Source organism: Nocardioides sp. cx-169, from assembly GCF_021083605.1.
Lineage (GTDB): Bacteria > Actinomycetota > Actinomycetes > Propionibacteriales > Nocardioidaceae > Nocardioides.
Genome location: NZ_JAJNRO010000004.1, coordinates 672,098 through 686,527 on the forward strand (window position 1 = coordinate 672,098; position 14,430 = coordinate 686,527).

9 protein-coding genes are annotated in these 14,430 nt (G+C 73.7%); 6 read left to right on the forward strand and 3 right to left on the reverse strand.

Annotation, left to right across the window (positions count from 1 at the left end; genetic code table 11):
- The first annotated feature begins 59 nt into the window (after window positions 1-59).
- From LRP67_RS09030 to LRP67_RS09045, 4 genes are all read left to right on the forward strand, one after another.
- On the forward strand, window positions 60-1,163 hold the full coding sequence (locus tag LRP67_RS09030) for a ring-opening amidohydrolase (RefSeq protein WP_231269830.1): 1,104 nt from the start codon (window positions 60-62) through the stop codon (window positions 1,161-1,163).
- 118 nt (window positions 1,164-1,281) lie between these two features.
- Window positions 1,282-2,646 (forward strand): LLM class flavin-dependent oxidoreductase, encoded by a 1,365-nt coding sequence (locus tag LRP67_RS09035; RefSeq protein ID WP_231269831.1) that lies wholly within the window; start codon window positions 1,282-1,284, stop codon window positions 2,644-2,646.
- Between the two features lie 136 nt (window positions 2,647-2,782).
- On the forward strand, window positions 2,783-6,031 hold the full coding sequence (locus LRP67_RS09040; RefSeq protein WP_231269832.1) for an ATP-dependent DNA helicase: 3,249 nt from the start codon (window positions 2,783-2,785) through the stop codon (window positions 6,029-6,031).
- Window positions 6,028-9,231 (forward strand): ATP-dependent DNA helicase, encoded by a 3,204-nt coding sequence (locus LRP67_RS09045; RefSeq protein ID WP_231269833.1) that lies wholly within the window; start codon window positions 6,028-6,030, stop codon window positions 9,229-9,231. Before LRP67_RS09040 ends, LRP67_RS09045 begins: the two co-directional genes overlap by 4 nt.
- Here LRP67_RS09045 and LRP67_RS09050 read toward each other — a convergent pair.
- Complete coding sequence (locus LRP67_RS09050; RefSeq protein ID WP_231269834.1) at window positions 9,221-10,267, reverse strand: FAD-dependent oxidoreductase; 1,047 nt, start codon at window positions 10,265-10,267, stop codon at window positions 9,221-9,223. The genes LRP67_RS09045 and LRP67_RS09050 overlap by 11 nt on opposite strands.
- Before the next feature lie 36 nt (window positions 10,268-10,303).
- Window positions 10,304-11,026: a purine-nucleoside phosphorylase gene (gene deoD, locus LRP67_RS09055; RefSeq protein WP_231269835.1), complete on the reverse strand. Its 723-nt coding sequence runs from the start codon at window positions 11,024-11,026 to the stop codon at window positions 10,304-10,306.
- A gap of 31 nt (window positions 11,027-11,057) precedes the next feature.
- Here deoD and nudC point away from each other — a divergent pair, with 31 nt between their 5' ends.
- Window positions 11,058-11,972, forward strand: a complete 915-nt coding sequence (gene nudC / locus LRP67_RS09060; RefSeq protein ID WP_231269836.1) for an NAD(+) diphosphatase — start codon at window positions 11,058-11,060, stop codon at window positions 11,970-11,972.
- Between the two features lie 24 nt (window positions 11,973-11,996).
- Here nudC and LRP67_RS09065 read toward each other — a convergent pair whose 3' ends face one another.
- Window positions 11,997-12,242, reverse strand: a complete 246-nt coding sequence (locus LRP67_RS09065; RefSeq protein ID WP_231269837.1) for a mycoredoxin — start codon at window positions 12,240-12,242, stop codon at window positions 11,997-11,999.
- A gap of 74 nt (window positions 12,243-12,316) precedes the next feature.
- Between LRP67_RS09065 and LRP67_RS09070 the strand changes: the two genes are divergently transcribed.
- Window positions 12,317-14,356: an ATP-dependent DNA helicase UvrD2 gene (locus LRP67_RS09070; RefSeq protein ID WP_231269838.1), complete on the forward strand. Its 2,040-nt coding sequence runs from the start codon at window positions 12,317-12,319 to the stop codon at window positions 14,354-14,356.
- The last annotated feature ends 74 nt before the right edge of the window (window positions 14,357-14,430 follow it).

Consider the following 14,430-nt stretch of genomic DNA (forward strand, 5'->3'; position numbering starts at 1 on the left):
CGTGGACGGTGGGTCCGGCACGGTCGTCGTACCCGCGCAGGTCTCGAAAGGACACCCTCATGCCCTCCGCCATCGAAGTGCGCAAGGTCCCGATCCACTCCGTCGCCGACGCGAGCGAGCTGGCCAGGCTCATCGACGACGGGGTCATGGCGGCCGACCGGGTCATCGCGATCATCGGCAAGACCGAGGGCAACGGCGGGGTCAACGACTACACCCGCATCATCAGCGACCGGGCCTTCCGCGAGGTGCTCGTCGAGAAGGGTGCCCCGGCCGAGCAGGTCAAGCAGATCCCGATCGTGTGGTCCGGCGGCACCGACGGCGTCATCAGCCCGCACGCCACGATCTTCGCCACCGTCCCCGACGAGGACGTCGAGCCCACGGACGAGCCGCGCCTCACCGTCGGCTTCGCGATGAGCGAGACCCTGCTGCCCGAGGACATCGGCCGGGTGGCCATGGTGACCAAGGTGGCCGACGCCGTGAAGGTCGCGATGGAGCGCGCCGGCATCACCGACGTCGCCGACGTCCACTACGTCCAGACCAAGACCCCCCTGCTGACGGTGCACACCATCCGCGACGCCAAGTCGCGCGGCAAGACGGTGTGGACCGAGCACACCCACGAGTCGATGGACCTCTCCAACGGCGGTACGGCGCTCGGGGTCGCGGTGGCGCTCGGTGAGATCGACATGCCCACCGACGCCGACGTCATGCACAACCGCGACCTGTTCTCGGCGGTGGCGTCCTGCTCGTCGGGCGTCGAGCTCGACCAGGCGCAGGTGGTGGTCGTCGGCAACGCGACCGGCGTCGGCGGGCGCTACCGGGTGGGCCACTCGGTGATGAAGGACGCGCTGGACCAGGACGGCATCTGGGAGGCGATCCGCTCCGCCGGCCTCGACCTGCCCGAGCGCCCCCGCACCGAGGACCTCGACGGCCGGCTGGTCAACGTCTTCCTCAAGTGCGAGGTCTCGCAGGACGGCCAGGTCCGCGGGCGTCGCAACGCGATGCTCGACGACTCCGACGTCCACTGGCACCGCCAGATCAAGGCCGCGGTCGGCGGTGTCACCGCCGCGGTGACGGGGGATCCGGCGGTCTTCGTGTCGGTGTCGGCGGCCCACCAGGGACCCGACGGCGGCGGTCCGGTCGCCGCGATCGTCGACCTCGGCTAGCCCGGTCGCGGCGCGCCGCGACCGGCGGGTGGCCTCGCGCTCGTCAAAGTGTGGTGATTCAGTATGATTACCCAACAATGAGGCGGGATCGTCCCGGCCGGACCCGAGGAGCACCGTCGTGACCGAGCGCAAGATCAAGCTGGGCGTCATTCCCTACGGCGTCGGTGGCCCCGGCTCCTACGAGCTCTGGCGCGACCCGGAGATCCCGGGCGACGCCTCGGTCGACATCGACTGGTTCGCACGGGTGGCGCGGGAGGCGGAGGACGCGCGGTTCGACCTGGTCTTCATCGTCGACAGCCAGTTCATCACCCCGAGCTCCCCGCCCCACTACCTCAACCGGCTGGAGCCGCTCACACTGCTCTCGGCACTGTCCGCGACCACCACGCACCTCGGCCTGGTCGGCACCGCGACGACGTCGTTCAACTCCCCGTTCAACCTGGCCCGCCGGTTCGCCTCGCTCGACCTGATCAGCCGCGGCCGCGCCGGGTGGAACGTCGTGACCAGCGGCGACCCCGGCGCCGCCGGCAACTTCGGGCTCGAGGAGCACTTCGACTACGCCACTCGTTACGGCCGGGCCCAGGAGTACGTCGACCTGCTGCGCGGCCTGTGGGACTCCTACGAGGACGACGCGTTCGTGCGCGACCGGGAGTCCGGGGTGTTCCTGGACGAGACCAAGCAGCACCCGCTGCACCACGAGGGGGAGTACTTCAAGGTCGCCGGGCCGCTCAACATCTCCCGCTCGCCGCAGGGTCAGCCCGTGGTGTTCCAGGCCGGCGACTCCGACGCCGGTCGTGACCTGGGAGCGCGCATCGGCGAGGGCATCTTCACGTTCGCTCCCAGCGTCCAGGCCGGTCAGGCGTTCTACGAGGACCTCAAGGGCCGGGCGCGACGCCTCGGCCGGCGCGACGAGGACGTCGTCGTCATGCCCGGGATCACGACCGTGGTCGCGGACACCGACGCGGAGGCCCGCGAGCTCGAGCAGCACTACCGCGAGACCGACCACGGCTTCGACCACTCGCTCTCGGACATGTCGCGCTCCTTCGGCTGGTACGACTTCCGCGCCCACGACCTCGACGCGCCGTTCCCCGCCGAGGCGCTCAAGCACGCCGAGCGCAGCTTCTTCACCCAGGCGCAGAAGGTCACCCAGCTGGCCCAGGAGCAGGGTCTGACGCTGCGCGAGACGGTGCTGGCCAGCCGGCGGCGCCCCACCGGTGAGTTCGTCGGCTCCGCGGCGACGGTGGCCGACCTGCTGCAGGAGTGGTTCGAGACCCGCGCGGCCGACGGCTTCAACATCGACTACTCCCACCCCGCGACGTTTCGCCGCTTCACCCAGGAGGTGGTCCCGATCCTCCAGGAGCGCGGCCTGTTCCGCGTCGAGTACGAGGCCGACACGCTGCGCGGCAACCTGGGGCTGTCGGTCCCGGAGAACCGGCACACGGCGGCCCGCCGCGAGGCCGAGCGTCCGGCCGAGGACGCGGTCTGAACGGCGCCGCCGGCGGCGTCGCCGGGCTCGGCACCCATGGAGGGCTCCTCGCCCGCGGCGGCCGGTGCGCCGCGCTCCTCGCCGGCCGGCCAGGTCGGTCCGACCCGGTGTCGGTGGCCCCTGGTTAGGTGGTCCCGTGAGCGCGCCGACCTACCACCTCGTCCGGCCGGAGGTGCGCGTCGACGTGCCCCGCCTGGACGAGCAGCAGCAGCGCGTGGTCGACCACCCCGGCGGGCCCCTGCTGGTCCTCGCCGGCCCCGGCACCGGCAAGACCACGACCCTGGTCGAGGCGATCGTGCGCCGGGTCGAGGACGGCGCCCGCCCCGACGAGCTCCTGGCTCTGACGTTCTCCCGCAAGGCCGCCGAGCAGCTGCGCGACCGGGTCACCGCGCGCCTGGGCCGCACCATGGCGACCAGCCTGTGCGCGACGTTCCACTCCTTCGCCTACGGCCTGGTGCGCCGCTACGCGCCGGCCGAGATCTACGCCGCCCCGCTGCGGCTGCTCTCCGCCCCCGAGCAGGACGTGGTGCTCCGCGAGCTGCTCCGCGACCACCCCGAGTCGGTGGCCTGGCCCGACTCGCTGCACCGCGCGCTCGGCACCCGCGGCTTCGCCCGCGAGGTCAACGCGGTGCTCTCCCGCGCCCGCGAGAAGGGCAAGGACGGCGCCGAGCTGCAGGCGCTGGGGGAGGAGCACGAGCTGCCGGAGCTCGTGGCCGCCGGCCTCTTCCTCGAGCAGTACCTCACCAACCTCGACTACGTCGGCGCCACGGACTACTCCGACCTGATCCGGCGCGCGACCATCGAGGCGGCCGAGCACCGCGACGAGCTGCGCGCGGCCTACCGGCACGTCTTCGTCGACGAGTACCAGGACACCGACCCCGGCCAGGTCGCGCTGCTGCGCCAGCTCGCCGGCGACGGCCGCGACCTCACCGTCGTGGGCGATCCGCACCAGTCCATCTACGGCTTCCGGGGCGCCGAGGTGCGCGGCATCCTCGACTTCCCGGCCGCCTTCCCCCACGCCGACGGCAGACCGGCCGACGTCGTCGCGCTGCGCACCACCCGCCGCTTCGGACCGCACCTGCTGCTCGCGTCCCAGCGCGTCGCCTCCCGGCTGGCACTGCCGGGCTCGATCCCCGACACCGCCAAGCAGGCGTTCCTGGAGCCCCTCGCGGACGCGCCGGGGCTGGGCAACGGCAAGGTCGTGGTCCGCACCTTCGACACCGACCGCGCCGAGGCCGAGCACCTCGCCGATCTGCTGCGGCGCGCCCACCTCGAGGACGGCATCGCCTGGGACGACATGGCGGTCCTGGTGCGCTCGGGCCGCACCTCGATCCCGCCGCTGCGCCGCGCCCTCGGCGCCGCCGGCGTGCCCGTGGAGGTCGCCAGCGACGAGGTGCCCCTGGTCCGCGACCCCGCGGTGCTGCCGCTGCTCGACGCCATGCTGGCCGTGGTCAACCTCGACAACGACGACCCCGACCACGTCGACTACCTCCACCCCACCCGCGCCGAGGCGCTGCTGCTGGGCCCGCTCGGCGGCCTCGACTCCGGCGACGTGCGCCGCCTGGCCCGTGCGCTGCGGGTCCGCGCCAAGGAGCGGGCCCACGCGGACGCCACCTCGCCGGCGCCCTCGCGCGACCTGGTGCGTCGCGCGGTCGTCGACCCGTCGTGCCTCGACGGGCTGCACGGACCCGAGATCACCCGGGCCCGGGCGCTCGGCGAGCTGCTCGCGGGGGCGCGGGCCACACTCGACGCGGGCGCGTCCGCGGAGGAGGTGCTGTGGCATCTGTGGGCCGGGACCTCCTGGCCGGCGCGGTTGCGGCGATCCGTGGAGGCCGGCGGCGGTGCCGCGCGACGCGCCCACCGGGACCTGGACTCGATCTGCGCGCTGTTCGAGGTCGTCGCCCGGGCAGAGGAGCAGCGGGTCCACCTCGGCGTCGCCGACCTGCTGGCGACGCTGACCGCCCAGCAGATCCCGGCCGACACGCTGGCCGAGCGCGGCGCCCGCGGTGCCGCAGTGCGGCTGCTGACCGCCCACCGCGCCAAGGGGCTCGAGTGGCGCCTGGTGGTCGTCGCCCACGTCCAGCAGGACGCCTGGCCCGACCTGCGCCGGCGCACGACGCTCCTCCAGGCCGACCGCATCGGCACCGACGGGCTGGTGCCGCCCGTGACCGCCCGCGAGCTGCTGCTCGAGGAGCGCCGCCTGTTCTACGTCGCGTGCACCCGCGCCCGCGAGCGACTGGTCGTCACGGCGGTCCAGTCTCCCGAGGACGAGGGGGAGCAGCCGTCGCGCTTCCTCGAGGAGCTGGGCGTCAACGACGTCGCCCACGTCGTGGGGCGTCCGGCGCGGCCGCTCTCGATGGGCGGCCTCGTCGGCGAGCTGCGCCGTACCCTCGCCGACCCGGAGACGCCGGAGCCGCTGCGCGACGCCGCGGCGCGCCGGCTGGCCCGGCTCTCCGCCGAGACCGCCGGCCCCCGGCCGCTCGTGCCCCAGGCCGACCCCGGCTCCTGGTGGGGCACCCGCGCGCGCTCGCGGTCCCCGGAGCCCGTGCGCGACCCCGACCTGCCCGTCCCGGTCTCCGCGAGCGTGCTCGAGTCGCTGATGGTGTGCCCGACCCAATGGTTCCTCGAGCGGGAGGCCGGCGGGGTCGCCCGCGCCCACCAGTCCGCCAACCTCGGCCAGCTGCTCCACGCGCTCGCCGAGCGGGTCGCCTCGGGCGAGATCGACGCGGGGCCCGGCGACGTCGATGCGCTGATGTCGCACGTCGACGACGTGTGGGACCGCCTGGACTTCCGCACGCCCTGGTCGAAGGCCCGCGAGCACGAGCGGGTGCGCGCGGCGCTGGCGCGCTTCTTGCAGTGGCACCACGCCAACACCCGCACGCTGCTCGCGACGGAGCACCCGTTCTCCGCGGTCGTCACCCTGGGGGGCGAGGACGAGGAGCCGGTCGAGGTGCAGCTCACCGGCTACGCCGACCGGGTCGAGCTGGCCTCCGACGGGTCCGTGGTCGTGGTCGACCTCAAGACCGGGCGTGCCAAGCCGAGCGACAAATCGGTCGAGCAGCACGTCCAGCTCGGCCTGTACCAGTACGCCGTCGACCGTGGCGCCGTCGAGGACCTGCTCCCCGAGGGCATCGAGGCACGGGCCGGGGGAGCCGAGCTGGTCCAGCTCGGCATCCTCGACGACTCGACGGCGGCCGCGGTGCAGACCCAGGACGCCCAGGCCGACGACGGGCCCTACCGCGGCGCCCTGCGCTCCGAGCTCGTGCGCGCCGCCGACCTGCTGCGCACCGAGCGGTTCCCGGCGATCGCCGGGAGCCACTGCCGCGACTGCTCGTTCGTGCCGATCTGCCCGATCAAGAGCGCCGGGTCGGTGACCGACCAGTGACGACGACCTCGCAGCCACTGCGCATCGAGACGCCCGAGGACCTGCAACGGGTGATGCGGACGCCCTACGCACCCAGTGACCAGCAGTGGGCGGCGATCTCCGCGCCGCTGAGTCCCGCGGTCGTCATCGCTGGCGCCGGCTCGGGCAAGACCACGCTGATGGCGGCCCGGGTCGTCTACCTGGTCGTGACCGGCCAGGTCCGTCCCGAGGAGGTCCTGGGCCTCACGTTCACCACCAAGGCCGCCAGCGAGCTGCGCCGCAAGATCCGCGAGGCCCTCGTGGCGGCGGGCGCACTGGACGCCTCGGTCCGCGACGGCGACGAGGAGCCGATCGAGCCCACCGTCCTGACCTACAACGCCTACGCCGCCAACCTGCTCACCGAGCACGGCCTACGCATCGGGCACGAGCCGGACACCCGGGTCGTCACCGACGCCGCGCGCTACCAGCTGGGCGCGCGGGTGGTCGACCGCTTCACCGGGGAGGTGCGCCACCTCACCGACCACCCGGCCACCGCCATCCAGAACCTCCTCGCGCTCGACGGCGCCATGAGCGAGCACCTGCGCAGCGCCGCCGACGTGCGCGCCGTCGACGAGGAAGCGCGGCGCGGCTTCGAGCGCGCGATCGTCGAGGAGCGGGCCGGCAAGGACCGCAAGGGGCACCGCGAGGCGTGCGAGAAGGCGATCTCCGCGATCGCCCGCCGCGCCGAGCTCCTCCAGCTGGTCGCCGGCTACCGCCGGCTCAAGCGCGACCTGGGGCTCATGGACTTCTCCGACCAGATCGAGCTCGGCGCCAGGCTCGCCGAGGACCAGCCCGACGTCGGCGCCGCAGAGCGGGCGAAGTTCAAGGTGGTGCTGCTCGACGAGTACCAGGACACCTCGGTGGCCCAGGCGACGATGCTCTCGCGGCTCTTCTCCGGACCGACCCCCGACACCGGGCTGGGTCACGCCGTCACCGCCGTGGGCGACCCCAACCAGGCCATCTACGGCTGGCGCGGCGCCTCGGTGTCCAACATCCTCAACTTCGCCGAGACCTTCCCGGCCGCCGCCGGCACCTGTCCGACGTACCACCTGACGGTGAGCCGGCGCTCCGACGAGCGGATCCTCGAGGTGGCCAACCGGCTGGCGGCGCCGCTCTACGAGGCCTACGACCAGGTGCAGCCGCTGCTGGCCAAGCCCGGCGCCGAGCGGGGCACGGTCCGGACCGCCGTCTTCGAGACCCACGCCGAGGAGCTCGAGCACCTGGTCTCGGCCGTGCAACTCGCCCACACCGGCGCCTGGTCGGACATCGGGGTGCTCAGCCGCGACAACGCGCACGCCGAGGACGTCTTCGACGCCCTGACCCGGGCGTCGATCCCCGTCGAGATCGTCGGGCTCTCCGGACTGCTGCGCCTGCCCGAGGTCGCGGAGGTGGTGGCGACCCTGCACCTGCTGCACGACGTGACGTCCAACGCCTCGATGCTCACGCTGCTCACCGGGCCGCGCTGGGCCATCGGCCCGCGCGACCTGCGCCTGCTCAGCCGGCGCGCGCAGGAGCTCGCCGGGCGCCACTTACGACGAGCAGAGTCACCATCGATCGGCGAGCAGCTCGTCGAGATCGCCGACGGCATCGACCCCGCCGAGATCCCGGCCCTCGACGACGCGATCGCCGACCCGGGCGAGGCGCCGTACTCCCCGGAGGCGCGCGAGCGCTTCGCCCTGCTCGCCGCCGAGCTGCGGCAGCTGCGCACCCACGTCGGCGAGCCGCTGCTGGACGTCGTACGCCGGATCCTGGAGACCACCGGCGTCGACGTCGAGCTGGCCTCGGCGGTCAGCCCGGCCGCGGCGGCGCGGCGCGACAACCTCGACCTGTTCGTCAAGGCCGTGGCGGACTTCCAGGCCGTGGACGGCGACGTGACGCTGCCGGCGCTGCTGGCCTACCTCACCGCGGAGGACGACCAGGGCAACGGCCTCGACATCGCGACCCCGAGCGAGGCCGACTCGGTCAAGCTGCTGACCGTCCACCGCGCCAAGGGCCTGGAGTGGGCGTCGGTCTTCCTGGTCGGGGTGTGCGAGTCCCGCTTCCCCTCCAACCGCTCGCGGACCCTGTGGACCTCCTCGCCCTCGGTGCTACCGGCGCCGCTGCGCGGCGACGCGGCGGACCTGCCGCAGCTGCAGGGCTCCGACAAGGCGGCGCTCGACGCCTACCGGGCCGCGACCCGCGCCCACGACGCGGAGGAGGAGCTGCGACTGGGCTACGTCGCCTTCACCCGCGCAGCGCACCTGCTCTCGGTGACCTCCTACTGCTGGGGCACGCGGGCCACGCCCTACGGCCCCTCGGACTACCAGCGCGTGGTGCGCGAGCAGCTCGCCGCGTGGGGCGAGCCGGTCGAGACCTGGCGCGACAAGCCTGTCAAGGGCGATCCCAACCCCTACGACGCGCTCGACCCGGCCCGGCCCTGGCCGCCGACCGACCGCGGCATCGAGGCGCGGCTGCGTCTCGACGCGGCGGCGCGCGTGCGAGCCGCCGAGGCCGACGCGCCCGACGAGGGCCTGGACATGGTCCAGGCCGCGCAGGTCGCCGACTGGGACGCCGAGATCGACCGGCTGCTGACCGAGGCCCGGCAGGACCGGGCCGCCGACGTCTCGGTGCCGCTGCCCTCCAGCCTGTCGGCCACGGCGCTGGCCAGGCTGCGCGACGACCCCGAGGCCTTCGCCCGCGACCTGGCACGCCCGATGCCGCGCCAGCCATCGCCCGCCGCCCGCTTCGGCACCCGCTTCCACGCGTGGGTCGAGGCCCGCTTCGGCCAGCAGTCGCTGCTGGACCCCGACGAGCTCTCGGGGCGCGGCGACGCCGACGTGGCCGACGACGCCGAGCTGGCCGAGCTCGTCGAGCTGTTCGAGAAGGGCAGCTTCGCCGACCGGGTGCCGCACGTGGTCGAGCCGGCGTTCGCGCTGGTGCTCGACGGCCAGGTGGTGCGCGGGCGCATCGATGCCGTCTATGACGAGCCCGGCGGTGGCTTCCTGGTGGTCGACTGGAAGACCAGCCGCAGCCACGACGCTGACCCCCTGCAGCTTGCGGTCTATCGGCTGGCCTGGGCCGAGCTGCACGGCGTGCCGCTCGAGAAGGTCCGGGCCGGCTTCTACTACGTGCGCAGCGACCGACTCGTGGAGCCCGACGACCTGCCGGGTCGTGACGAGCTGGAGCGGCTGCTCAGGCCGTAGCCTGCGCGCGCTCGACCCAGGCCACCACGCCTCGCGCCGCGGTACGGCCGGCCCGGTTGGCGCCGATGGTGCTGGCCGAGGGACCGTAGCCCACGAGCTGCACCCGCGGGTCCGCGACCGCGGTGGTGCCGTCCAGCCGGATCCCGCCGTGCTCGCTGCGCAGGTGCAGCGGCCCGAGGTGGGTCACCGCCGGGCGGAAGCCGGTCGCCCACAAGATGACCTCGGCCGGCTCGAAGGCGCCGTCGGCGAAGCGGACGCCGTCGGGCTGGACCGAGGCGAACATCGGGTGGCGCTCGTACGCGCCGAGCCGGGCGGCCTCCTGCTCCTGCTCGCGCAGGGCCAGGCCGGTGACGCTGACGACGCTCGCGGGCGGCAGGCCGCGGCGTACCCGGTCCTCGACCAGTGCGACCGCGGCCCGTCCGGCCTCGGGGGTGAAGTCGTCGGTGCGCCAGACCGGGGGGCGCCGGGTGACCCAGAGGGTGTCGGTGACCAGGGCGATCTCGCCCAGCAGCTGGACCGCGGAGGCGCCGCCGCCGACCACCACCGTGCGGCGGCCGCGGAAGTGCTCGGGGCCGGGGTAGTCGGCGGTGTGGAGCTGCTCGCCGGCGAAGGTCTGCATGCCGGGGTAGCGGGGCACGAAGGGGTGGCTCCAGGTGCCGGTCGCGTTGACCACGGTCCGGCTGGTCCAGGTGCGCTCGCCGGCGTGGGTGACGAGCAGGCCGTGGTCGTCGGTGACCCGGTCGACGCGGACCGGGCGCAGCACCGGGATGTCGTGGGCGGCCTCGTAGGCGCCGAAGTACGCCGGCAGCACGTCGCTCGCGCGGCGCTCGGACCCACCCGGGGCGGCCGAGTCCGGGAGTGCGGCGATGCCGTGGACGTCGCGCATCGTCAACGAGTCCCAGCGATGCTGCCAGGCGCCGCCCGGGCCCCCGTCGGCGTCGAGCACCACGTGGGACATGCCGTGGCGGCCCAGGTGGTAGGCCGTCGACAGCCCGGCCTGCCCGGCTCCGATCACCACCGCGTCGAGGATCTCCACACCGGGAGAACGCGCGGGCCCGGCCGGATATTGCCGCTAGTGCTCCGGTGCGGCGAGGCCGGCCGTGAGGGCGATCTCCACCATGTCGCCGAAGGTCTGCTCTCGCTCCTGGGAGGTGGTCTCCTCGCCGGTGACGACGTGGTCCGACACCGTGCAGATGGCCAGCGCCCTGCGGCCGTGCTTGGCGGCGAGGGTGTAGAGCGCGGCCGCCTCCATCTCGACGGCGAGCACGCCGTACTCCACCATCCGCGCCGACAGCTCGGGACGGGCGGGGTAGAACGAGTCGCTGCTGAAGACCAGCCCGACGTGGACCGATGCCTCGGTCTCGAGGGCCTCGGCCGCGGCGGCCGCGTCGCGCAGCAGCGAGAAGTCCGCGACCGGGGCGTAGTCCAGGCCACCGAACGCGATCCGGTTCATCGCGGAGTCGGTGCACGCGCCGGAGGCGATCACCAGGTCGCGCACGGCCAGGCTCTCGGTCAGCGCGCCGCAGGAGCCGACCCGGATGACCGACTGCACGTCGTACTCGGTGAGCAGCTCGTTGAGGTAGATCGCCATCGACGGCTGGCCCATGCCGGAGCCCTGCACCGAGACCCGCTGCCCGCGCCAGGTGCCGGTGAAGCCGTACATACCCCGCACCTCGCTGTAGCACCGGGCGCCCTCGAGGAACGTCTCGGCGATCCACTTCGCGCGAAGCGGGTCGCCGGGCATCAGGACGACGGGCGCGATCTCGCCGGGCTGCGCGCCGATGTGGGTGCTCATGGGCATGGACCCTAGGACTAACTTCGGGGTCGTGACATATCCCCACCTGCGCCTCGCCTCACCCGCCCACGACCGCCTCGGGCAGCAGCGCAAGGACGACAGCTGGCTGGCGGAGCGCTGGGGGGAGCCGGGGACCCGGGTGCTGGTGGTGGCCGGGACCCGCGTGCGGCCCCGCAACGGCACGCTGGAGTGGGTGTCCCCGGCCGAGGCGCCCGAGGGCACCCGGGTGCTGCTCGGGCAGCGCGACGCGACGACGTGGTGGGCGGTCATCGCCGACGGCGCCCTGGCCGCCGAGGAGAAGGACGCCTGGGTCCCGCTGCGAGGGCTGCTGCCGGCGCTCGCGGGGAGCTCGACGGACGAGGCGCCGCTGGTCTTCCACGCGCTCGGCCTCGCCGAGTGGCTCTGGGCGACCCGGTTCTGCCCGCGCTGCGGCGGCGCCCTCGAGCCCCAGGCGGCCGGACACGAGTTGCGCTGCACCGCGTGCGGGCGCCCGCAGTTCCCGCGCACCGACCCGGCCGTGATCATGCTGATCACCCACGGCGAGCCGGGCGCGGCCGACGAGCGGTGCCTGCTGGGCCGTCAGGCCGTCTGGCCGGAGGGACGCTTCTCGACGCTCGCCGGCTTCTGCGAGCCGGGCGAGACCCTCGAGGACGCCGTACGGCGTGAGGTCGCCGAGGAGGTCGGCGTGCGCGTCGGCGAGGTGACCTACTTCGGCAACCAGCCCTGGCCGCTGCCGGCCAGCCTGATGCTCGGCATGGTGGGGCGCGCGGAGACCACCGAGATCGTCGTCGACCGGGACGAGATCGAGGAGGCCCGCTGGTTCACCCGGGCCGCGATGCGCGAGCAGGCCGAGGCTGGCACCGTCCTGCTCCCCAGCGGCGTCTCGATCAGTCGCAGCCTCGTCGAGCACTGGTGCGGCGCCCCGCTCCCCGGCAGCCACTGGTGACCCCGTCACCCACTGCACGGTGGGTCAGGCGAGCGAGGCGACCTTCTCCTTGACCTGGGCCAGGGAGGGGTTGGTCTGGGCGGTGCCGTCGGAGTAGACCAGCGTGGGGACGGTCTGGTTGCCGTCGTTGGCAGCCTCGACGATCTTGACGGCGTCGGGCTGCTGCTCGATGTCGACCACGTCATAGGTGATGCCCTCGCGGTCGAGCTGGCTCTTCAGCCGGTGGCAGTAGCCGCACCAGGGGGTCGTGTACATCGTGAAGCTGCTCATCTGGGGTTGTCGCCTCCGGCGTCTAGGGTCGTGACTGCAACCGATACAACCATCTCGACGCAGGAGTTGTTCCTTTGTCCCACGACCTGCTCGCCGCGCTCGACCCCGAGCAGCGGCGTGTGGCGGAGGCGCTGCGCGGCCCCGTGCGGGTGCTCGCGGGCGCCGGCACCGGCAAGACCCGCGCGATCACCCACCGCATCGCGCATGGCGTGGCCACCGGCGTCTACGCGCCCTCGGAAGTGCTCGCGGTGACGTTCACGACGCGTGCCGCCGGGGAGATGCGCGGGCGCCTTCGCGGGCTGGGCGCGGGCGGGGTCCAGGCCCGCACGTTCCACTCCGCGGCGCTGCGCCAGCTGCGCTACTTCTGGCCCCACGTCCACGGCACCGAGTTGCCCACGCTCATCGAGTCCAAGATCGGGATGCTCGCCTCGGCCGCCCGCCGGCAGCGACTCAGCTCGGACCAGGCGCTGCTGCGCGACCTCGCCTCGGAGATCGAGTGGGCCAAGGTCAGCAACGTGCACCCCGACGACTACGCCCGCCTCGCCGAGGCGCGCGGGCGCGCGGTGTCTGGCCAGGACCCCGAGACCGTGGGCCGGGTCTTCGCCGCCTATGAGGAGGTCAAGCGCGCCCAAGGCCGCATGGACATGGAGGACGTGCTGCTGCTGACCGCCGGCATCCTGGCCGAGGACGAGCGAGTGGCGGCGCAGGTGCGCCGCCAGTACAAGTGGTTCGTCGTCGACGAGTTCCAGGACGTCTCGCCCCTGCAGTCGGCGCTGCTGGACCTGTGGCTGGGCGGGCGCGACGAGATCTGTGTGGTCGGCGACCCGGCGCAGACCATCTACTCCTTCGCCGGCGCCAACGCCGACTACCTCACCGGCTTCACCACCAAGTTCCCCGGCGCGACCTCGGTCGAGCTGGTGCGCAACTACCGCTCCACGCCGCAGGTCGTCGAGGCCGCCAACACGCTGCTCGCGGGCTCCGCCACCCAGTCGGTCCAGCTGCGGGCCCAGCGTCCGGCCGGTCCCGCGGTCACCTTCACCCCCGCGCCCGACGAGGTTGCCGAGGCCCACCAGGTGGCCCGGCGAATCCAGGCCCTGCGGGGGAGTGGACGCGCGCTGTCGGAGATCGCGGTGCTGTTCCGCATCAACGCCCAGTCCGAGGCCTACGAGGAGGCCCTGTCCGACCTCGCCATCCCGTACGTCGTCCGCGGCGCCGCCCGCTTCTTCGACCGGCCCGAGGTGCGTGAGGCGGTGACCCGGCTGCGCGGCGCCGCCCGCTCGGGCAGCTCGGAGGTCGACGGGGGAGTGGGCGAGCTGGTCGACGTCGTCCGCGCCACCCTGGCCGGCATGGGCTGGACCGCGGAGCCGCCCACCGGGCGCGGCCAGACCCGCGACCGCTGGGAGTCCTGGCAGGCGCTGGTCAGCCAGGCCGAGGAGTTCGCCCGGGGCGAGGGCGCCACGCTGGGGACGTTCGTGGACGACCTCGACCGCCGCGCCGCCGAGCAGCACGCGCCGGTCGCCGAGGGGGTCACCCTCGCCACCTTCCACGCGGCCAAGGGCCTGGAGTGGGACACGGTGTTCCTGTGCGGTCTGCAGGACGGCACGCTCCCGATCGTCTACGCCGACACCCCGGCCGCGATCGAGGAGGAGCGCCGCCTGCTCTACGTCGGCATGACCCGCGCCCGCGTGGACCTCGCCCTCTCCTGGGCGCAGGCGCGCAACCCCGGCCAGGCCGCCCGCCGCAAGCCCTCGCGCTTCCTCGACCCCCTGCTTCCCGACGCCGTCCGCAGCGAGCCCGCGACCGCCCGCCGGAGCAGGGTGGCCAACTGCCGCGAGTGCGGCAAGCCGCTGCGCACCGGTGCGGAGAAGAAGCGCGGACGCTGCACCGACTGCCCGGCGTCCTACGACGAGGCGCTGTTCGACCGCCTGCGGGAGTGGCGCAAGGAGCGCGCCGGCGAGGACGAGGTGCCGGCGTTCGTCATCTTCACCGACGCGACGCTGCAGCTCATCGCGGAGCACCGGCCCCAGTCCCCGCAGGCGCTGCTGCGCATCAGCGGGGTCGGCGAGAGCAAGCTCGAGCGCTACGGCGAGGAGCTCCTGGAGCTGCTGGTCTAGAGCGGTTCGCAGGAAATGCCGGAAATAGCCATAAAATCGTTTGCTCATTACATCGCGGTGGCGGTAACTTCGTC

Excerpts from the sequence above, each read along its gene's own strand:
- LRP67_RS09065 (WP_231269837.1), bottom strand. The coding sequence starts at position 12,242 with ATGAGCAGCTTCACGATGTACACGACCCCCTGGTGCGGCTACTGCCAC.
- LRP67_RS09030 (WP_231269830.1), top strand. The coding sequence starts at position 60 with ATGCCCTCCGCCATCGAAGTGCGCAAGGTCCCGATCCACTCCGTCGCC.
- deoD (WP_231269835.1), bottom strand. The coding sequence starts at position 11,026 with ATGAGCACCCACATCGGCGCGCAGCCCGGCGAGATCGCGCCCGTCGTC.